Raw genomic sequence first — 19,775 nt, forward strand, 5'->3', positions numbered from 1 at the left:
GTGGCGCTCCTCCTCAGGCCGCGAGGCGCTCGGGCACTGCCTGCGAAGGCACGGGGCTCTGCACGTGCGCGCGGCTCTTCATCAGCGGCTGGATGCGCTCGCCGAAGGCTTCCACGCCCTGCACGAAGTCGTCGAAGGTCAGCAGCACGCCTTCGGTGCCGGGCACTTCGGCCACTTCGTCGAGCATGCGCGCGACGCTCGCGTAGGAGCCGACGAGCGTGCCCATGTTGATGTTCACGGCCGAGGTCGGGTCGGCCATCTGGCGCACGTTGGTGTCGGCGCCCGACTTGGTATCGGCCGCGCCCTGCTGGCCCAGCCATGCGATGGCTTCGTGATCGGCGCCGGCCTTGTAGTGCTCCCACTTGGCGCGCGCGGCCTCGTCGGTCTCGTCGGCGATCACCATCATCAGCACGTAGGTCGTGACCTTGCGGCCGGTCTTCGCGGTGGCCTCGATGAGCTTGTCGGCCGCGGGTGCGAAGGCCTTGGGCGTGTTCACGCCCTTGCCGAAGCAGAAGTTGTAGTCGGCGTACTTCGCCGAGAACTCCATGCCGGCGTCGCTCTGGCCGGCGCAGATCACCTTCATGTCGGCCTGCGGGCGGGGGCTGAGGCGGCAGTCTTCCATCTTGAAATGCTCGCCCTTGAAGTCGGACTGGCCGTTGCCCCAGAGGTCGCGCAGCACCTGGATGTATTCGGACAGGTACTGGTAGCGCGTGCCGAAGAACTGGTCGCCGGGCCACATGCCCATCTGCGAGTACTCGGGCCGCTGCCAGCCGGTGACGAGGTTGAGGCCGAAGCGGCCGTTGGAGATGGAGTCGATGGTGGACGACATGCGCGCCACGATGGCCGGCGGCATCACCAGCGAGGCGGCGGTGGCGAAAAGCTTGATCCTGCTGGTGACGGCTGCAAGGCCGGCCATGAGCGTGAAGGACTCCAGGTTGTGGTCCCAGAACTCCGTCTTGCCGCCGAAGCCGCGCAGCTTGATCATGGACAGCGCGAAGTCGACGCCGTAGCGCTCGGCCTTCAGCGTGATCTGCTTGTTGAGTTCGAAACTGGGCTTGTACTGCGGTGCGTTCTCGGAAAGCAGCCAGCCGTTGTTGCCGATGGGAATGAAGATGCCGACGTTCATTGGAAGGGCTCCTGTTGCGGGTTGGGAGGCTCCTTGCATGCGCCGTGCCAGTTGAATAAGTCCTTTCGGATCAATGGTTTACGGAAAATACATGTTTTCGTTTTGACCATTTGGTCCAAAACGGAGCAGAAGATTCGGCCGGGCTGCGGCACCTCGGTGCGGCGGGAGCCAAACCGGTGCAGTGCCCGCGTCACGGAGCGCACGGCAGAATCACGCCATGCCCAAGACCCCACTCCGCGCCGCCGCGGCCATCGGCGGCACTGCCGACGACGTCGAGGCGGCTTTCTACGAAGCGCTGCAGCGCGGCGACATCGACGCGCTGATGGCCTGCTGGGCCGACGAGGACGAGGTTTTCTGCGTGCACCCCGGCGGCCCGAGGCTGGTGGGGGCCGTGGCCATCCGCGCGGCCTTCGAGCAGATGTTCGGCAACGGCGCGATCCACGCCATGCCTGCGCGGGTGCGCAAGATCGACTCGCTCGCCAGCGCGGTGCACAACGTGCTGGAGCGCATCGAAGTGCTCACCGCCGAAGGGCCGCGCCATGCCTTCGTGCTGGCCACCAACGTCTATCACAAGACCGCCCAGGGCTGGCGCATGGTGGCGCACCATGCGAGCCCCGGCAGCGCGCGCGAGCCGGACGACGCGAACGATCCACCCCAGGTCCTGCATTGATCGATTGATGCTTTCTCCGGTCGCTTCCTTCTCCCCGGCTGCTTCTGCCGGGACTTCCCTTCGGGCCATGGACTACGCTGCGCCGCGCTGGCTGCCCGGCGGCAACCTGCAGACCATCTGGGCCGCGCTCTACGCTCGCCGCTTCGACGGACCGGCGCCGGTCTACCGGCGCGAGCGCTGGTCGACGCCGGATGGCACCGACTTCATCGACGTCGATTTCGTCGATGCGCCGATGCCCGGCGCTAGGCCGCTGCTGGTGCTGTTCCACGGGCTCGAAGGCTCGTCGCGCAGTCACTACGCCGAAGCCTTCGCCGCCTTCGCGGCGTCGCGCGGCATGGCCTTCGCGGTGCCCCACTTCCGCGGCTGCAGCGGCGAGATGAACCTCGCGCCGCGCGCCTACCACTCGGGCGACTTCGAGGAGATCGGCTGGATCCTCACGCGCATGCGCGAGCAGCACGCCCAAAAGGGCGGCGGGCCGGTGCTGGCGGCGGGCGTGTCGCTGGGCGGCAATGCGCTGATGCGATGGGCCTGCGAAGCGGGCGAAACGGCTTCGGGCGTGGTGAGCGCTGTGGCCTCGGTCTGCGCGCCGCTCGACCTCGCGGCAGGCGGCGAAGCCATCGGCAAGGGCTTCAACAAGCTGGTCTACACGCGCATGTTCCTCTCGACCATGAAGCCCAAGGCGCTGGCCAAGCTGGCGCAGTTTCCGGGGCTGTTCGACCGCGAGCGGCTGGTGTCGTCGCGCAACCTCTACGAATTCGACAACGTCTTCACCGCGCCGCTGCACGGCTTTCGCGACGCCGACGACTACTGGGCCCGGGGCTCGGCCAAACCGCACCTGGCCTCGATCCGCGTGCCCGCGCTCGTGGTGAATGCGCGCAACGATCCCTTCATTCCGGCGCGGAGCCTGCCCGGGCCCGGCGAGGTCGGCTCGCACGTCACGCTGTGGCAGCCCGAGCACGGCGGGCACGTCGGCTTTCCGATGGGGCTGCCGCCGGGGCATGTGATGGGCATGCCGGAGCGCGTCGGCGGCTGGCTGCAGCTTCATGGCGGCGCTTCCGCTGACGGTGGGGGCTTGTCGTCGGGACGAGAATGACGTTATGGATGACATCGTCAAGCAAGCGCTCGCCAAATGGCCCAACGTGCCGCACTGCTACGGCTGGCTGGGCTTGGATGCGCGCGGCAACTGGTACATGCGCGACGACCGCACCCAGGCGCAGGGCCCGTTCCGCAAGGCCAAGGGCTCGATGCTGCGGCACGACAAGCTGATCGAATTCATCCACCGCAACTACGAGCATGACGACGAGGGGCAGTGGTTCTTCCAGAACGGCCCGCAGCGCGTGTACGTGGAACTGGAGGCCGCGCCATTGGTGTGGCGTGTTGCCGAGGATGCGAGTGGAGGCTTCACCGTCACAGCCCATACGGGCGCGGCGGTCACGGTGTCGGACTGCCTGCTCGACGAGGACGGCCGGCTCTATCTGGCGTCGCCGCTGGGGCTCGGGCTGGTGCACACGCAGGACGTGGGCATCGCGGCCGAGGCCGTCGAGCGGGGCATCTGGACGCCGGAGGCTGCGCAGGCCAGCGAACTGTCCTCGCGCTTCGGACACGTGCTGAGCCCGGCCGAACGCCACGCGGCCGTTGCTGCTGCAGCCCCGCACGCCTGAATGAAAAAAGCCGGCGCTGGGCCGGCTTCTTTCTTGCTGATCAGGGAAAACGCTTACTTGGCTGGCGCGCTCGCGGGTGCGGCAGGCGCCGCGCCCGAAGCGCCTTCTGCGGGCGCTGCTGCAGCGGCAGGGCGATCCGGCACGGGGAACTTGGCGCCGCCGGCATTGGCCATGTAGACCACGGCACGGCCCACTTCGAGGTCTTCGAAGTCGCCGCCGCCCTGCGGAGGCATGGCGCCCTTGCCCTTCAAGGCATGTTCGAGAAGCGTTGCGTAGCCCTGGCCGATGCGCGGGCCCCAGGCCGCGGCGTCGTTCAGGTGAGGGGCTCCGGGGATGCCGGGTGCTCCGTGGCAGGCGACGCACTGGGCCTTGAACACGGCCTCGCCGGCTGCGAGCGGGCGGTTGGCGTCACGGATCTCGATGCTGCCGATCTTCTTGAGGCGCTCGGCCACCTCCCGGTCGCGCGCCTCCTTGGTCACGCCGTAGAGCGCCATGTTGTCGCCTTCGGCGGTGCCGGCGGGCTTGTTGCCCGAGACCACGTAGGAGACAAGACCCACGATGATCAGGATCGGGGCAATGAAGGAAAAAAATACCGCGAGCAGCAGTTGCTTCGGGTTCTTGATCGGCCCGGTGTGGGCTTCTTCTGTGGCCTGGTAATGCGGGTCTGCGCTCATTCGCGTCCTCAATTATCGGGGGCTCGTCGGGGGGCTTTTCCTAACCAACCGGCGATTATAGAGAGAGCCCTCGCCGGCCGGGGCAAGGGAGCACCCTTATGGGACGCCTTGGCGTCTCAGCCCTGTTCGGGACGCCTTGGCGTCTCGTTCCCGTCGAGACGCCAAGGTTTACGTCTCAGCCCTTGCTGGCCGAGGCGTCGTTGCCGCCGTCGCGCGTGGCCCAGCCGCCGCCCAGCGTCTTGTACAGCGTGACCTGGTTCTGCAACTGCAGCAGGCGCGTCGTCACCGCCGACTGCTGCGCCGTGAACAGCGAGCGCTGTGCGTCGAGCAGGTCGAGCGCACTGGCGATGCCGTTGCGGTAGCGCAGGTCGGAGAGCTTGAAGCGCACGGCTTCCGCGTCGGCCTGCGCACGCTGCGCGCGCACCTGCTCGCCCAGCGTGGCGCGGCCCGCGAGCGCGTCGGCCACTTCGCGGAACGCCGTCTGGATCGACTTCTCGTACTGCGCCACCGCGATCTCGCGCCCGGCCTTGGCCGAGTCGAGCGTGGCGATGTTGCGGCCGGCGTCGAAGATCGGCAGCGTGACCGTCGGCGCGAAGGACCAGGCCTTGGAGCCGCGGTCGAACAGGCCCGAGAACTCGCTGCTCGCGGTGCCGATGGAACTCGTCAGCGACACGCGCGGGAAGAAGTTCGCGCGCGCCGCGCCGATGTTGGCGTTGGCCGCGATCAGCTGCTGCTCCGCCGAGCGGATGTCCGGCCGTTCGGCCAGCAGGTCCGAAGGCAGGCCGGCCGGCACGTCGGGCATCGGCTTGATGCCGTCCAGGCCCTTGACGCCACCGGCGGTGGCATCGGCCGGCACCGGCGCGCCCAGCAGCAGGGCGAGGGCGTTCTCGTCCTGCGCGCGGGTGCGCAGCTGTTGCGCATAGGCGGCGCGCGCGGTTTCCAGTGCCGAGTTCGCCGACTGGAAGTCGAGCTCCGACGACACGCCGTTGTCGAAGCGCAGCTTCGTGAGGCGCACCGATTCCTCGCGCGTGACCATCGTCTGGCGTGTGATCTCCAGCAGCTCGTCATCGGCCAGCAGCGTGAGCCAGCCGTTGGCCACCGATGCGATCAGGCTGATCTGCACCGCCTTGCGGGTCTCGTCCGTGGCGAGGTACTGCGCCAGCGCCTGGTCCTTCAGCGCGCGGATGCGGCCGAAGAAGTCGATCTCCCACGAGGTGAAGCCGAAGTTGACGCTGTACTGCGAGGCCACGCTGCCCTGGCTCGGGTCGATCGCCTGGTAGGCGTTGGGACTCGAGCGCGAGCCCGTGCCCGTCAGGCCGAGCGCGGGGAACAGGTTCGAGCGCTCAATCTGGAACTGCGCGCGCGCCTGCTCGATGTTGAGCACCGACACACGCAGGTCGCGGTTGTTCGCGAGCGAAGTCCGGATCAGGCCCGCCAGGCGCGGGTCGGTGAAGAAGTCCTGCCACGGCAGGTTGGCCGCGGCCTGGCCCGGCGGCTGCGACGGGTCGCCCGGGTAGGTGGTCGGCACCGGCGCCGCGGGGCGCTCGTAGGTCGGGATCAGCGAGCAGCCGGCCAGCAGCATTGCTGCGGCCAGGACTGTGGGAATCAGTTTCTTGGTCATTGTTTGCTTTCCTCCGGGGCGATGCCCGCGGCTTCGGCGTGCCGCTTGTCGGCTTCACGTTGGCGCGCGCTGCCCTTGAACAGGCTGCGCACCACCACGAAGAACACCGGCACGAAGATCACGGCCAGCGCGGTGCCCGTCACCATGCCGCCCAGCACGCCGGTGCCGATGGCGCGCTGGCTGGCTGAGCCGGCGCCCGAGGCGATCGCCAGCGGCACCACGCCCAGGCCGAAGGCCAGCGAGGTCATGATGATCGGGCGGAACCGCAGGTGGGCTGCTTCCAGCGCCGACTCGATGATGCCCTTGCCCTGCGCCTGCAGGTCCTTCGCGAACTCGATGATCAGAATCGCGTTCTTCGCGGACAGGCCGATGATCGTGATCAGGCCCACCTGGAAGTACACGTCGTTCGAATAGGCGCGCAGCATCGTCGCCACCAGCACACCCAGCACGCCCAGCGGCACCACCAGGATCACCGACAGCGGGATCGACCAGCTCTCGTACAGCGCGGCCAGGCAGAGGAACACCGCCAGGATCGCGAAGCCGTACAGGATGATGGCCTGCGAGCCGGCGAGTTTTTCTTCGCGCGACTGGCCGGTCCATTCGTAGCCGAAGCCGGCGGGCAGCTGCGAGGCGAGCTTCTCCATCTCGGCCATGGCCGCGCCGGTGCTGTAGCCCGGTGCCGCGTCGCCGCTGATGCGGATCGCCGGATAGCCGTTGTAGCGCACCGTCTGCGTGGCGCCCGTGACCCACTTGGTGGTCGCGAAGGACGCCAGCGGCACCGGCTGGCCCTGCGTGTTGCTGGCGTTCAGCTTGAGCAGGTCGTCGGGCTGCATCCGCGCCGGAGCGTCGGCCTGCACCACCACGCGCTGCAGGCGGCCGCGGTTCGGGAAGTCGTTGATGTAGCTCGAACCCAGCGCGGTCGACAGCGTTGCGTTGATCGCGTCGAAGCTCACGCCCAGCGCGTTGGCCTTGTCGCGGTCTATGTCGATCTGCAGCTGCGGCGCATCTTCCAGGCCGTCGGGACGGACCTGCGCCAGCACCTTGCTCTGCGAGGCCATGCCCAGCAGCTGGTTGCGCGCGTTGATCAGCGCCTCGTGGCCCGCGCCCGAGCGGTCCTGCAGGCGGAAGCTGAAGCCGCTGGCGTTGCCCAGTTCGGGAATGGGCGGCGGGCTCAGCGGGTAGATGAAGGCGTCGCGGATGCCCGAGAGCGCGCCGAAGGCTCGGCCTGCGAGGGCGCTGGCCGAGTGGGCCGGGTCCTTGCGTTCTTCCCAGTCCTTCAGCGTCACGAAGGCGAGGCCCGCGTTCTGGCCCTGGCCCGAGAAGCTGAAGCCCATCACGCCCACCATGCTCTGCACTTCGGGCTGCTTCAGGATGAAGCCCTCGACCTGCTGCATGACCGACAGTGCACGCTCCTGCGTGGCGCCTGGCGGCAGTTGCACGTTCACGATGATGTTGCCCTGGTCTTCCTGCGGCAGGAACGAGCTGGGCAGGCGGGTGTAGGTGAACACCACCGCGCCGATGATTGCGAGGTAGATCACCAGGTAGCGCGCGGCGCGGCGCAGGATGCGCGCGACCACGCTCTCGTAGCCCTTGGCCGTGCGTGCGAAACCGCGGTTGAACCAGCCGAAGAAGCCGGTCTTCTCGTGGTGGTGGCCCGCCTCGACGGGCTTGAGCAGCGTGGCGCACAGCGCCGGCGTGAGCGACAGCGCCATGAAGGCCGAGAAGGCGATCGAGGCCACCATCACCGCCGAGAACTGGCGGTAGATGTTGCCGGTCGAGCCCGCGAAGAAGGCCAGCGGCACGAACACCGAGATCAGCACCACCGTCACGCCGATGATGGCGCCGGAGATCTGCCGCATGGCCTTGCGCGTGGCTTCGAGCGGCGAGAGCCCCTCTTCGCTCATGATGCGCTCGACGTTCTCCACCACCACGATGGCGTCGTCCACCACGATACCGATCACCAGCACCATGCCGAACATGGTCAGCACGTTGATCGAGAAGCCCAGCGCCAGCAGCGAGGCAAAGGTGCCCAGCAGCGCCACCGGCACCACGATGGTCGGGATGATCGTGTAGCGCCAGTTCTGCAGGAACAGGAACATCACGAGGAACACCAGCGCCACGGCCTCCAGCAGCGTCTTGACCACTTCGGTGATCGAGATCTGCACGAAGCGCGAGCTGTCGTACGGAATGGCCCACTTCACGCCCTGCGGGAAGTAGCGCTCGAGCTCGGCCATCTTGGCGCGGATCGCCTTGGCCGACTGCAGCGCGTTGCCGTTGGGCGTGGGTTGCACGCCGACGCCGACCGCGGGCACGCCGTTCAGGCGCGCCGAGGTGGCGTACGACTGGCCGCCGAGTTCCACGCGCGCCACGTCCTTCAGCCGCACGGTCGAGCCGTCGGTGTTGGCGCGCAGCACGATGTTCTTGAACTGCTCGACATTGACCAGCTGGCCGTTCACCGTCACCGTGGCCGCGATGGCCTGGCCCGGGATGTTGGGCAGGTCGCCCAGCGTGCCCGAGGACACCTGCGCGTTCTGCGCGCGGATGGCGTTGTTGACGTCGGTCGCCGACAGGTTGAAGCCCTGCAGCTTGGCCGGATCGATCCACACGCGCATCGCGTTCTCGGAGCCGAAGAGCTGGGCCTGGCCCACGCCGACCACGCGCTGCAGCTCGGGCACGACGTTGCGCGCGGCATAGTCGCCGAGCGCCACCGGGTCGAAGTTCGGGTTGTCCGAAGACAGCATCACGAACATCAGGAAGTTGTTGCGCGACTTGTCCACGCGCACGCCCTGCTGCGTCACGGCGGAGGGCAGGCGCGGCGTCGCGCGCGACAGCCGGTTCTGCACGTCCACCTGCGCGAGGTCGTCGTTGGTGCCGGGCTCGAAGCTGATCGTGATGGAGCCGGTGCCGTCCGCCTGGGCCACCGATTCCATGTAGATCAGGCCCGGCGAGCCGTTCATTTCACGCTCGATGACGGACAGCACGCTGTCCTCGAGCGTCTGCGCCGAGGCACCGGGGTAGGCGACGTTGATGACGATGGCGGGAGGCGCCACCGGCGGGTACTGCGAGATCGGCAGCTGGGTGATTGACACACCGCCCACCACCAGGATGAACAGTGCGATCACCCAGGCGAAGATCGGTCGGTCGATGAAAAACTTGGCCATTTGCGGGCGCGCTCCTGATTACTTCTTCTCGGCCGAGGCCTTGTCCGCCGGGGCCTTCTCGGCCGCGGCGGGCGCCGCGGGCGCGGCTGCCTCGGCAGCGGGCTTGCTGGCCGCGCCACCGCCGTTCGGGTTCGGCTTGGTCCACGGAACCGCCTTCACCGGCGTGCCGGGCGGCATCATCTGCAGCTTCTGGAAGCCGTCGACCATCACCTGCTCGCCGGCCTTCAGGCCATCGAGCACCACCCACTGGTTGTCCTTGGCGGCGCTGATCTTGACGGTGCGCTTGCTTATCTTGCCGTCCTTGTCGACCACCGACACCGTGTCGCCCTGCTGGGTGCGCGTGACGGCCTGCTGCGGCACCGTGATCGCGTTGGTGGCCTGGGCCTGCTCGAGCTTCACGCGCACGTACAGGCCGGGCAACAGCTCGTTCTTGGGGTTGGGCACTTCGGCGCGCAGGGTGACCTGGCCGGTGGTGGAGTCGACCGTGAGGTCGGAGAACAGCAGCTTGCCTTCGAGCGGATAGTCGGTGCCGTCTTCGAGCACCACGCGGATGGTTGCGGCTTCCTCGCCGCTCGCGCGCTTGTACTGGCCGTCGGCCACGGCCTTGCGCAGCTTCATCGCGTCGGAAGCCGACTGCGTGAAGTTCACGTACAGCGGGTTGATCTGCTGCACCACGGCGAGCTCGGTGGCGTCGCCCTGGCCCACCAGCGCGCCTTCGGTGACGAGGGCGCGGCCGATGCGCCCGGCGATGGGCGAGGTCACATCGGCATAGCTCTGGTTGATCTTGGCGGTCTGCAGCGCCGCGCGGCCCGAGGCCACATCGGCTTCGGCCTGCTTGGCGGAGGCCACGGCGGTCGCGTATTCCTGCTTGCTCACTGCATTGGCCTCGACCAGCGGCTTGTAGCGGTCGGCCAGGGCCTTGGCCTGCACGGCGTTGGCCTCGGCACGGGCCAGCGTGGCCTGTGCGTTCTGGGTCGCGGCCACCAGCGGCGCCGGATCGATGCGGAACAGCAGCTGGCCGGCCTTCACGTCGCTGCCTTCGCGGAATTCGCGTTTCAGCAGGATGCCCGATGCGCGGGCGCGGACCTGGGCGATGCGGGAGGCTTCGAGGCGGCCGGGCAGTTCGGTAACAAGTCCGACGTCGGTTGGCGTGGCCACGACCACGCCGACTTCAGGCGCGGGGTGTCCGCCGCCACCGCCTCCGCCGCCCGGGCCTCCGGGCGCGTCGCTCTTGCCGCAGCCCGCGAGGACCAGCAGGACGACGGCGGCCACGGTCGCGAGGCGCGGCGAAAAGGACGATTGGCGCGAAACATGCAGGAGAGGCATGCGATTCCTTTGAAGCGAAAACGGGAGATGGCGCGCTCGCGGCGCGAACCGGAAACCTGTACAGCCAGGTAGGCCATCGGGGAAGCCGGCTAGTTTACATACATTCATGGATGTATAGTGACAGGCCGAACAATGGCCCCACGATACATAGAGGGCGTTGTCTTTACAAATCAGGAGACTTGGTGGCACGTCGTACGAAGGAAGAAGCATTGGCCACGCGGCATCGGTTGCTCGATGCCGCGGAGCTGCTGTTTCAGGCACAAGGTGTCTCGCAGACCACGCTGCAGCAGATCGCGCAGCAGGCCGGCGCGACGCGTGGCGCCATCTACTGGCACTTCAAGGACAAGGCCGACCTTTTCAACGCGATGATGGAGCGCGTCATCCTGCCGCTGGAGACCACGCCGAGGGCGGCGGCCACCGCGCCCAACGTCGAGGACCCGCTGGCGGAGATCGAGGAGGGCATGGTCCACGCGCTCAACCTCATGACCACCGACCAGCAGGTGCGCCGCGTGTTCGACATCGCGACCCACAAGGTCGAATACACGCACGACATGGCCTCGGTGCAGCAGCGCCACCTGGACGCCCGCAACGCCTGCGTGGCCGATTTCGAGAAGGCCCTGCGCATGGCCGCGCGCCGCGGCCGCATCAAGCTGCCAGTGCCGGGCCACGTGGCGGCGCAGGGGCTGCACGCGCTGATCAGCGGGCTCATCCAGAACTGGCTGCTCGACCCGGAGGCATTCGACCTCGTGCCGACCGGAAGGCGCACGTTCAGGGTCTATCTGGCGGGGCTCGGGTTCACCCGGCCGCAGCCGGGAGCTGCGGTTGCGGCAGAGGCCGAAACTGTCGTCGCCTGATAGGCGATAATGTCGGACTCCGGTGCAAACCGGACCCCAATTTCTCGCTGTATTTCAACGGATAGAATTCGGCCCTCCGAAGGCTGAGATCCAGGTTCGATTCCTGGCGGCGGGACCAGCTACTAAGCCGGACACATCCAAAGGTGTCCGGCTTTTTTATTTTCTCCTCTGAAGAAGGCCATTCTTCAGTCCGATAGGGTCCGAGGGAGTATGCCTCAAGCCGATGCATCTTGGGGGTATCTGGAGGGGTATCGAAATGCCAGATTGGGGGTATGTAAAAGCTACCCCGATACCCCTGGCTAGAACGGGTGGATGCGGCATCCTTTCTGGACCGGATGAGGCTCATATGCAGGTGTCTGGGGCGCGCGGGGCATGGCACAAAGCCTTAACTCTTGTTTGCCAGTCGGCGCGGCGGACAGAGGAGCCTAGTGCTCCCGAGCGCGGGATCGCGCTTTCTTGCATCTCGAGGTGTTCTGCGCACATGGCAGCGCGCGATAGCCTGCAGAGCGCGCTACCAACTACTGTCTGGTGGTCCAGTGTCGATGCGGCGGCACCCAGAACCTTGCTCAACTGAGAACCCGGCGAAACCGATGCGGTGCACCTCACCGTTCTTTCTGTGCAGCGCGTCACGAAGCGAGCCGAGCCAGCCGAAGCTGTGATGGAAGACTGAGCCGATCAACCACGGCTTGTGACCTCTTCCGACCCCGCTTCACGGCCTGCGGGATACTGGTCAGCTGATGTTGCCCGGAATTTCTTTATGACTGTGCTGACGATTTCGCAGCAGAGGGCGCTGACAAGCTATCTGCGCACTTGGAAGATTGCGGTAGATGCGAGCGTAGAGATCCTCGACAGTGCCACTGACCGATTTTGCGAGATTCTTCTTCAGGACTCGCCGTGGAATGAGTTGTGGTCGACAGGGGATGTTAGGGACCTGATTGAGCAAACGCGAGATAAGGTGCTTCGCACCGCAAGTCAGAATGTTCTATCAGTCCCGGAACTGCTGCGCAAGGAACTCGAGCATCGTTTGAAGACGGAGCTGGAGTCGTATCCGAGAGACTACTTTATTTATGTAGAGCTCCCCGGCTTGAATCCCAGTCGCGTTGACGAGGAGCTTCTCGTTCTCTCCGATCAAATCGCCTTGATCAGAACTAGCGCACCTCTGGAGAAGATAGAAAGACTTGTGCGGCCTAGTCTTCCTCTTGTTTCCGGTGATCTGCTGGCCAATGCAACCTCGCTGGATGAGGCGCGTGAAGCGCTTCGTCCTATTAGCTCATTTCTCTTGGAGAAAGATTCCGTGTACTTGCGAATCGCGGAGTCTGGAGCATTGCCAGATTTTCTTTTTGGAGAAGAGCCAGCGCTGCTTCCTATGGCTCTCACGTCGGTAAAAATTATTGTGTTCTATGGGCTGGAAACTGGCCTGCTAGAGCGACGTGAGGTTTTCCGCAGCAGACATCACGACCCAGGGCCGCGAACGATTTCGCACGTGGCTATTCATGCCAGGCATGGCGATGAGCAGCGACCGGAAAAGATTCCGCGAGATTTCGAGAATTTTCTGCGCGGCGTCACGTTCAGCTATCCAGGCGAAAAGGAACTCGACCCCACCCACCGTCGCGATGTGGTGCTTGCCCTCCAACCCGTTGTTAGTTTCTTGGCCATCCTGCATTCTGATGCACATGCTCAGCGGATTGCAGCTGGCATTGAATGGCTGATCGATTCACTTGCGACAAGCAATCAGACACTGTCACTTGTGCAAAGCTGTATTGGAATTGAAGCCATCCTTGGCGATAGTGTCCCTGGTGCGTACGAGCCGAGCATCACGGCGCGCCTTTCCGAGCGATTTGCCTATCTGATGGGGACAAGTGCAGAAGATCGAAATGTGTTGCGAGATCAGTTTCGCGCCGTCTTTGCAAAAAGAGGCGATCTTGTTCATGCACGCAGACATCGGTTGCCACCACACGAAATACGAATATTGCAAGGCGCACAGAAGATGCTGCAGGATCTTATTCGCAAAGAACTTGCGATGGTTTTAAAGCTACCTCAAGATGCACTCAGTCAAATGGATCCAATGGACATTAGTCGGAACCTGTAGCCCCTCTAGAGTAGGCCCCTTTCCGGGAAATCCGAGAGGAGGCTTATCCCGCGCAAAGTTACCTCAGTTAGTCGAGGAATTTTGGACAAAATGTAGGTATGGAAGCACAGAACGAAATAGATCATGAGGGAGGTAGTTTTGAGTCCTACTTTCGAGATCCTTCATCGGCATCGGACTCTCCGCTGGCTTGGGCTGTCGGCCAGCGTCTAAACACTCTGGATGCATTGCGCGGGCTCTTCAGTGGTCCGTCAGCCCTTGTGCAGCTGCGGGTGTGGTGTTTCATGGAGTTGGCCAGCGTTCCACACGGTCGGATCGCGCGCGATGACCTCAATCAGCTTTTTCACACCTTGCTACCGCAGGTGTTGGACAGTGTCCTCAAACGCTTTCGTGATGTTGACCTGTTGGTGTGGGACGCGACCTCGCAGGACTACACCCTGTCTGTTCTGGCCAGACAGGTGCATGCGCTGCTGGCCCCGTTGACACAGTCCTCAAACGACGATGACGATCTGGCTCCCTTGCTTGCGCAGGTGGCGGGGGCTCACGCCCTCGGATTGGCCGATCCGAATCAACTGCGTCACTTACATGCTCAGTTGGCAAGACTGCATGACGACTTTGCTGACGCCATCGCGAGCGGCTCTGAAGCCCGACTGCGCCAAGCTCAGCCGCGCTTTGAGCGCGCGCTGTCTTTGGTGGACAGGGCAGGGCACGCATTGACAGCACTAATCCGCTCCGAGACCGAAGACCCACGTCTGGAAAAGGAAGCGCGTGCGCTGGGGTACGCCCAAGCGCGCCTGCTCGCCATGGCCAGTCAGTTCACCCGTGCCATGCAGCAGGCCGACCGCCAGCGGGTGACTCTGGGAAGCACAGGAGTCACCAGTTCCGATGTTCGGCAGTGGCTGAGAGAGTACGACGGATTGCATTCCCTGCTGGTCGATGCGCTGGCGACGGGTGTGCAGCCTGTTTTCATCAGCCAGCACGACTTACTTGATGTGGCAGAAGGTGAGTTCGAGCGCGATCGCCCGGATCCTCAACGTTCTACCGAGCTACCCCCACCAAACCAGGCTGGGGAAGCCTGCTCGAAGTGCCACGCATGCCGCCCGAACTCGAAAGTCTGATCGGTCTGCTAGCCAACTGGCGAGCTGGTATGGAGAGCGCACAGCCAGAACCCAAGCCGCTGAAAACGGCTGTGCTTGGAGGCCGCTTCGCGCAAGCGGCCTATCGAATGCAACTATTGCCGTTGTTGGGTGATGTCCAAGCCCAGAACCTCAAGGGTCAAACCGGTGAACTCGCGCGGTCAGGCTGGAAGGCAGAGCTCACCACCACGGTTGTCAGTCAGGACGACCCTTACGTCCTCGCAATGAGTGATGGCCATCTGGCCTTGAAAGAATCTTAAGATCATGAACACCCCAGATGAAGCTGCCTTGCTGGTGGCGGAATTGTTAGCGCGCCGCTGGCTACCTCGTCAGCACCCTCGAATCAAGCGAGCTTTGGTGGATGCAGACTTGTGGAAAGCTGCGGAAGACCGGCTGGCGCAGGTCGGACTGAGGCTTGTGGACAACATTCATGCCGACCATGTCACCGCAGCGATGGTGCGAGGGGTTGAGCATGCCGTCTTTGGCGAAGCAGGCCTGAATAGTCACAACAACATTGATCTCCCCAGGGATGCAGTGTCTTTGCTCATCGTGCTTTGGGCCCTCGTCGTCTTGCCCAAGCGCGAACGTCAAGCTGCACGCGAAGCGGGAGCTGAGGCGGACTTGCAGAGTGAGATGTTTAACGCCGAGCGCCCCATGCCCCGGGCCGAGACGGTCAGTCCTGTTGTGTCGTACAAGGCGTTGCTCGCCGATTTCGGGCCCCAACTGGGCAAGAAGACCCGTCTGGATGGCAATCTGCGTCGTCTTGAGAATCACGGCTTCATCGTTCGCAAAGGTGAAGACATAGCGGAAGGCCCCTTGCTCGATCTGCTGCTGGACTACGACGTACTGGCCCCGCGAATTCTCGATGGAACGCTCAGCGCAGTACTGGCAAAGACTCGAGCAGAACGAAGCGAGCAAGCTTCAGAGGACCTTGCTCGAGAAGAAAAGACAGGCGAGGACTACTGAAGACATGTTCCATCTCCAATCTCTAGAACTGCTGCACTGGGACTATTGCCAACGACTGACTCTGCCATTGGATGGCTCCATCATCACTGTGGCAGGGCCCAATGGCTCCGGAAAGACCACGCTGCTGGACGCCATGCGAACGTTGCTTGGCCTCGAATGCTCGGGTGGACGCAGCTACAAGACGTACGCGCGTCACGCCAATGCCGACTCCGCCTGGTTGCGAGCCACAGTGGACAATCGCCCGCATGGTCGGCAGTCCTCCAGTCGGCCGTTCGCGCGCTGCCTGTTGTATAGCGATCAAGTCACACTGGTCTGTCGTATCGAGCGCAACGGCGGTGATTGGCAACGGCGTTACTGCATGGTCGAAGGAGATGTTTCGGTCGAGGACCTGACGCAAATCCCTGAACGGGACTGGCTTGGCATCGAGAACTGGCGCCGTCGCTTGGAGGGCGCAGGCCTAAGCCGTGCGATTGCCCGCGTGCTGGCGCTGGAGCAGGGGCAGACCGATCGCCTGTGTGAATACTCCCCCAAGGAATTGCTGCGACTGGTATTCGATGTATTCGGCGATCAAGAAGTGCTGGATCGCTATGAGGACGCTCGTCGTCACCAGAAAGAAGTCTCTGACGAGGTAGACATGGCCAAGCGCGAGCTGGCGCATGGCGAAGCGCAGCTGGCTCAGCTTGATGCACGCGTTAATCTCTATCGGCAATACCAAAGCAAACTTCGTGAGAAAGAGCGGCTTTGGACCGAGGTGATCCCCGTCCTGACTTGGAGCGAAGAACGCCGCGACGTGGCCACCAAACTGCGGGAGTTGCATCGGCAGCGCGTTCATCATGCAGTGACACTTCGCCAACAAAAGGCCGACAGACAGCGGCTGTTGGAGCTTTCCGAGCAGATCAACGAGGTGAAAAAAAAGGTCGGGGCCGCTGCCCTAGCGAAGGCTGGGGCCCTGAAGACCTTGCAGGATGCGAATGCAAACGTCAAACCCGTAGAGTTGGTAGTCAAGCAAGCTGACGAACTCTTGGCGCTGGCTCAGGTCGAGGGAGATGCCCAGAAATTGACTGAACGCTTGCAGGAAATTCAGGCTGAGAAGTCTCAACTTGAGGCCCAATGGAGCAGCTTGAGTGCCGAGCGGAAGAAGGCGCAAATAGCCTTCGATCAGCTGCAGGATCAGCGCCAAGCACCGCCTCCAGATGACGTCTCGCGATTCACGCGTGTGTTGCGGCAAGCTGACATTCATCATCATCTTCTGGCGGATGTGATCGAGATCATCGATCCTCGCTGGCGAGATGCCGCCGAGGGTGTGTTGCGCAGCGCGCGCTGGGTGGTAGTGCTCAAGAAAAGCAGCGACGAAGCCCGAGCGCTGGAGTTGGCGGAGCGCGAGCGCTACCGGAACTATGTTGTGGCGCAGGCCGAGGAAATGCCCGCCAAGTTCGATCCCGAAAGTCTGTTGGCGGTCCTCAAGTTCACCGATACCGCTCCTGTGTGGCTGTTCCGCCAACTGGAACAGATACGCCGGGTGGAGAGTACCGCCGAAGGTGTGAAATGGGGCCATGACTGGATCACGCCGAGTGCCTATTGGCGCGATGGCCGGGGAGGTCGAAGTGTTTGGGTTGATCCGAGTCAGCACCAGTTCGGCGCTGCCGCAGTCGCAGCGCGGCGTGAATCACTTGAGAAGCGGCTCACGCAGCTGGATACGGACCTCGGGGCGGTTGGCATTGCTCAGTTAGCCAATGGCCGTCAACTGAAGGCTGCGCAGGACGCAGCCAAAGGAATCAGCGCCGCGGCCGAGTTGATCAATCGCGGCGAGGAGTTCGAGCAAGCTCGAACGCTACTGCCGCAGCTGAATCAAGCTCGGGTTACTGCGGGCCGGCAGTGGCAGCAGTGTGAGACGGCGCATGAGCGGGCGAGAGATGAAGAGCGAGAGTTGGCGACTGCCTATGGGGACATACAGAGGCGACTGGGCGACAACGAAACAGCTTCGAAGAGATATGCAAATGAATGGGAAGTCAAGCGCACAGATTTGCGGCAGAAGTCGCTGACCTCCAGCCAGGAGAAGGGGAGATTTCCTTCGCGCTGGATACAGCCACGGACCGTGGATGCATTGCGCAAGGACTTTCACAACGCCACGCAAGCACGCCTTCGGGGGCAAGATGTAGACCGGATGCTCGAACAGAACGTCTGGGAAACAGATCCTGCAGTCGAGGAAAAGCACACTCTCATGGTCGCAAGCGTTCAGGGCCAGAAGCTCGAAATGCAGCAAAGAGAGGCCAGCAACAACGCCGCAAAGGAGGCCGCCGACAACGCTCGCGCCCGCTACATCGATGTATTGAAATCGACGGTGCGTCGCTATCGAAAAAATATCGTGGAGTTGGGGCAGCTCGCGGGTGTTGAGGTGAGTGCTGACCTGCCGCATCTGGACAACGATGACACTGTGCTACGCCAAGCCGAGCTCAAGGTCAACTTCAACTTCGATGGTAAGGGTCAGATTGGTCTGAATGACGGTGAGGCATCAGGCGGTCAGCAAGTTATCAAGTCACTCATTCTTCTTGTGGGATTGCTCAAGGACGAAGAAACGGCAGGTGGCTTTGTGTTCATCGATGAGCCCTTCGCGCATCTGGATGTGAAGAACATCCAGCTGGTGGGGCATTTCTTGAAGTCGACGCGCGCGCAGTATGTGTTGACAACGCCGATCACTCACAACGTCGAAGTGTTTGAGCCCGCAGACGTGACGCTGGTGACATCCAAGAAGTTGCCAGGCGCGCGCTGGGCCCCCCCTATTGGGGTGCTGCAACGCCGTCCAGCCACGCTTGAGGTATAGGCGTGGAGTGGGTCGATGTTCAGGTCCGGCGCGGTGTCCGAGAACGTAGTGTTACCCACAAGCCACCCGAGGCCTTGGGCTTGCTGACCGTCGAGCGTCGCGAGCTCCTCAAGCTGTGGGTTCGTAAGGACAACGAGATCCGAAGTCGCGAGGCGTTGCTCAAGGAAGCGGGGCGGCATCGCATCGAGATGGCGGAAGTCCTGTGCGACTGGCTGCTACGGGAGGGCTGGATCTCTCGGAAAGAGAGGCTGGTCGGGGGAAACTGGCAATGGGACGCGCTGACCTGGCGTGACCTTGCCACGCTGAAGCACATCCTGGGCATAAGTAGTCGCAGCAAACGTGATGAGGAGCGACTTCGCCTGGTCGGGGATCTGCGCGGATGGCTGGCGAATCTCTCTGAAGATGAGTTGGCGCGCGACCAAGCGAGTTTCCTGAGGGATCTGCGCACTGCCGTGGCCAGCTTGGAACAGGACGGGGCGCAGCGCGTGGAGATCCTGGAGGCGCGCAGCCGCTGGGTCAAGGCTCTGTACGACTGGTGTCAAGACGAGATGCAGGGCACTCGAAGGGATTTCGCCTTGCATGCGGGTGGCCATACCAAATCCATTGGTGTCGCGGACTGGAAGTGGCTGGAGGAAGGGTTCGATCTGGATCGTCTGGGAGTCAGTCATTTCACCCCGGTGATGTGGCTGGCTGGCCAAGGAATTCTTCAGAGAGGTGAGCGGTCCGTAGACCTGGGGGCGACGAGTTTCCAGGCGTTTTCTCTGGACGATTTAAGTCAGTTCACAGGCATTCTCGAGCCGCCAAGCGATTGGTGGTTGATCGAGAACCGAACAAGCTTCGAGCGGCAGGCAAAGGAGAGACCGGAGACCAGCACTCTGTTGGTTTGGATGCCTGGCCGGCCTTCGATGGCATGGCTGTCGGCCCTGGAGCATCTGGTCAAGATGGCGCCTTCGCCGCTGAGGGTGAGCGCCGACGCAGACCCTGCTGGTGTGGATATGGCCTGCACCATGGGGCGTCTGTGGGCGCACCTGGGGTTGACGTGGACGCCTTACCGGATGGGCGTTCCGGAACTGAGCGCATCTCCCCAGCAATGGAGCCTGAATGCGCATGACAAGGCGCTTTTGGCAAGGCTGCTGGCAACGCCGGATGTTCCACAGTCCTTGAGAGAGTTGTGCGAGACCATGGTGCGAGACGGCCGGAAAGCGGAGCAGGAGGGGTGGCTGTAGGCCTTCTCGAGTGCCTTGAGGTTTGGTTACTGCGTCCTTATCGAGCTCCGATCAGAAGCACTTTCCTGGTCAAGTGCGAGCGATCCTGCACCGTAGTGTCGCTACTGACCTGCCCGGTTGCTCCTCAATCGCTCGGTGGCAGGTCAAATTCACGATGGGCCATTTCGATCATTTCAGGAATCGCGCTCGAACGTGCAACTGTGAGAGAAGAAGATGCGGACGGAGGGGGCTGCGGATGCACTGGTGTCGTGACTGTGACCTCGACTTGTTGGAGGAGAGATTTATCGCGGTCAGTCATGTGCTCGTCGATTCCGATCTTGAACTCGGCACCGTCTGGGCACTTGAGCAAGACAGAGTCTCGCGAAATAGAAGAGATCATCCGACCGACCCCAACGCTGCCGCCTCTTTGAAGAGGGAGGGCTAGGCCTCCGTCGACCGAGACGAGTG

The 19,775-nt window shown here is 63.5% G+C and carries 13 protein-coding genes, 1 tRNA gene and 1 pseudogene; 10 read left to right on the forward strand and 5 right to left on the reverse strand.

Annotation, left to right across the window (positions count from 1 at the left end):
* Window positions 1–13 precede the first annotated feature (13 nt).
* Entirely contained in the window at window positions 14–1,126 is a 1,113-nt protein-coding gene (gene rutA / locus AC1VNX_RS04165; RefSeq protein ID WP_483155584.1) for a pyrimidine utilization protein A, read from the reverse strand.
* A 217-nt stretch (window positions 1,127–1,343) separates the two neighbouring features.
* Here rutA and AC1VNX_RS04170 point away from each other — a divergent pair, with 217 nt between their 5' ends.
* The 3 genes from AC1VNX_RS04170 to AC1VNX_RS04180 all read left to right on the forward strand — a co-directional run bounded on the left by AC1VNX_RS04170 (window position 1,344) and on the right by AC1VNX_RS04180 (window position 3,457).
* Window positions 1,344–1,796, forward strand: coding sequence for a YybH family protein (locus AC1VNX_RS04170; protein ID WP_432728068.1), 453 nt, complete (start codon window positions 1,344–1,346; stop codon window positions 1,794–1,796).
* 67 nt (window positions 1,797–1,863) lie between these two features.
* On the forward strand, window positions 1,864–2,889 hold the full coding sequence (locus tag AC1VNX_RS04175) for a YheT family hydrolase (RefSeq protein ID WP_483155585.1): 1,026 nt from the start codon (window positions 1,864–1,866) through the stop codon (window positions 2,887–2,889).
* Between the two features lie 4 nt (window positions 2,890–2,893).
* The gene (locus AC1VNX_RS04180) at window positions 2,894–3,457 is read left to right on the forward strand and encodes a DUF2946 family protein (protein WP_483155586.1); all 564 of its coding nucleotides are present in this window, start codon (window positions 2,894–2,896) and stop codon (window positions 3,455–3,457) included.
* Between the two features lie 53 nt (window positions 3,458–3,510).
* Here the strand turns inward: AC1VNX_RS04180 and AC1VNX_RS04185 are convergent, their stop codons facing one another.
* The 4 genes from AC1VNX_RS04185 to AC1VNX_RS04200 all read right to left on the reverse strand — a co-directional run bounded on the left by AC1VNX_RS04185 (window position 3,511) and on the right by AC1VNX_RS04200 (window position 10,239).
* Window positions 3,511–4,131, reverse strand: coding sequence for a c-type cytochrome (locus AC1VNX_RS04185; RefSeq protein WP_483155587.1), 621 nt, complete (start codon window positions 4,129–4,131; stop codon window positions 3,511–3,513).
* A gap of 175 nt (window positions 4,132–4,306) precedes the next feature.
* The gene (locus AC1VNX_RS04190; protein WP_483155588.1) at window positions 4,307–5,752 is read right to left on the reverse strand and encodes an efflux transporter outer membrane subunit; all 1,446 of its coding nucleotides are present in this window, start codon (window positions 5,750–5,752) and stop codon (window positions 4,307–4,309) included.
* Entirely contained in the window at window positions 5,749–8,913 is a 3,165-nt protein-coding gene (locus tag AC1VNX_RS04195) for an efflux RND transporter permease subunit (protein ID WP_483155589.1), read from the reverse strand. The genes AC1VNX_RS04190 and AC1VNX_RS04195 overlap by 4 nt, the downstream gene beginning before the upstream one ends.
* Before the next feature lie 18 nt (window positions 8,914–8,931).
* Window positions 8,932–10,239 (reverse strand): efflux RND transporter periplasmic adaptor subunit, encoded by a 1,308-nt coding sequence (locus AC1VNX_RS04200; RefSeq protein ID WP_483155590.1) that lies wholly within the window; start codon window positions 10,237–10,239, stop codon window positions 8,932–8,934.
* Between the two features lie 179 nt (window positions 10,240–10,418).
* Between AC1VNX_RS04200 and AC1VNX_RS04205 the strand changes: the two genes are divergently transcribed.
* The 7 genes and pseudogenes from AC1VNX_RS04205 (at window position 10,419) to AC1VNX_RS04235 (ending at window position 19,328) form a co-directional block, all read left to right on the forward strand.
* Window positions 10,419–11,093 (forward strand): TetR family transcriptional regulator, encoded by a 675-nt coding sequence (locus AC1VNX_RS04205; protein ID WP_483155591.1) that lies wholly within the window; start codon window positions 10,419–10,421, stop codon window positions 11,091–11,093.
* A 43-nt stretch (window positions 11,094–11,136) separates the two neighbouring features.
* Window positions 11,137–11,211: transfer RNA gene (locus AC1VNX_RS04210), tRNA-Arg, on the forward strand.
* A gap of 639 nt (window positions 11,212–11,850) precedes the next feature.
* A complete protein-coding gene (locus AC1VNX_RS04215; RefSeq protein WP_483155592.1) occupies window positions 11,851–13,182 on the forward strand; it encodes a hypothetical protein in 1,332 nt (443 codons plus the stop codon).
* 98 nt (window positions 13,183–13,280) lie between these two features.
* Window positions 13,281–14,575, forward strand: a pseudogene (locus AC1VNX_RS04220) (hypothetical protein).
* Window positions 14,576–14,579: 4 nt separating this feature from the next.
* Window positions 14,580–15,281: a DUF4194 domain-containing protein gene (locus tag AC1VNX_RS04225; RefSeq protein ID WP_483155593.1), complete on the forward strand. Its 702-nt coding sequence runs from the start codon at window positions 14,580–14,582 to the stop codon at window positions 15,279–15,281.
* Between the two features lie 4 nt (window positions 15,282–15,285).
* On the forward strand, window positions 15,286–18,102 hold the full coding sequence (locus AC1VNX_RS04230; protein WP_483155594.1) for an ATP-binding protein: 2,817 nt from the start codon (window positions 15,286–15,288) through the stop codon (window positions 18,100–18,102).
* A gap of 80 nt (window positions 18,103–18,182) precedes the next feature.
* The gene (locus AC1VNX_RS04235; RefSeq protein WP_483155595.1) at window positions 18,183–19,328 is read left to right on the forward strand and encodes a DUF2399 domain-containing protein; all 1,146 of its coding nucleotides are present in this window, start codon (window positions 18,183–18,185) and stop codon (window positions 19,326–19,328) included.
* The last annotated feature ends 447 nt before the right edge of the window (window positions 19,329–19,775 follow it).

The organism is Variovorax sp. TLI9-5A, from assembly GCF_056867935.1.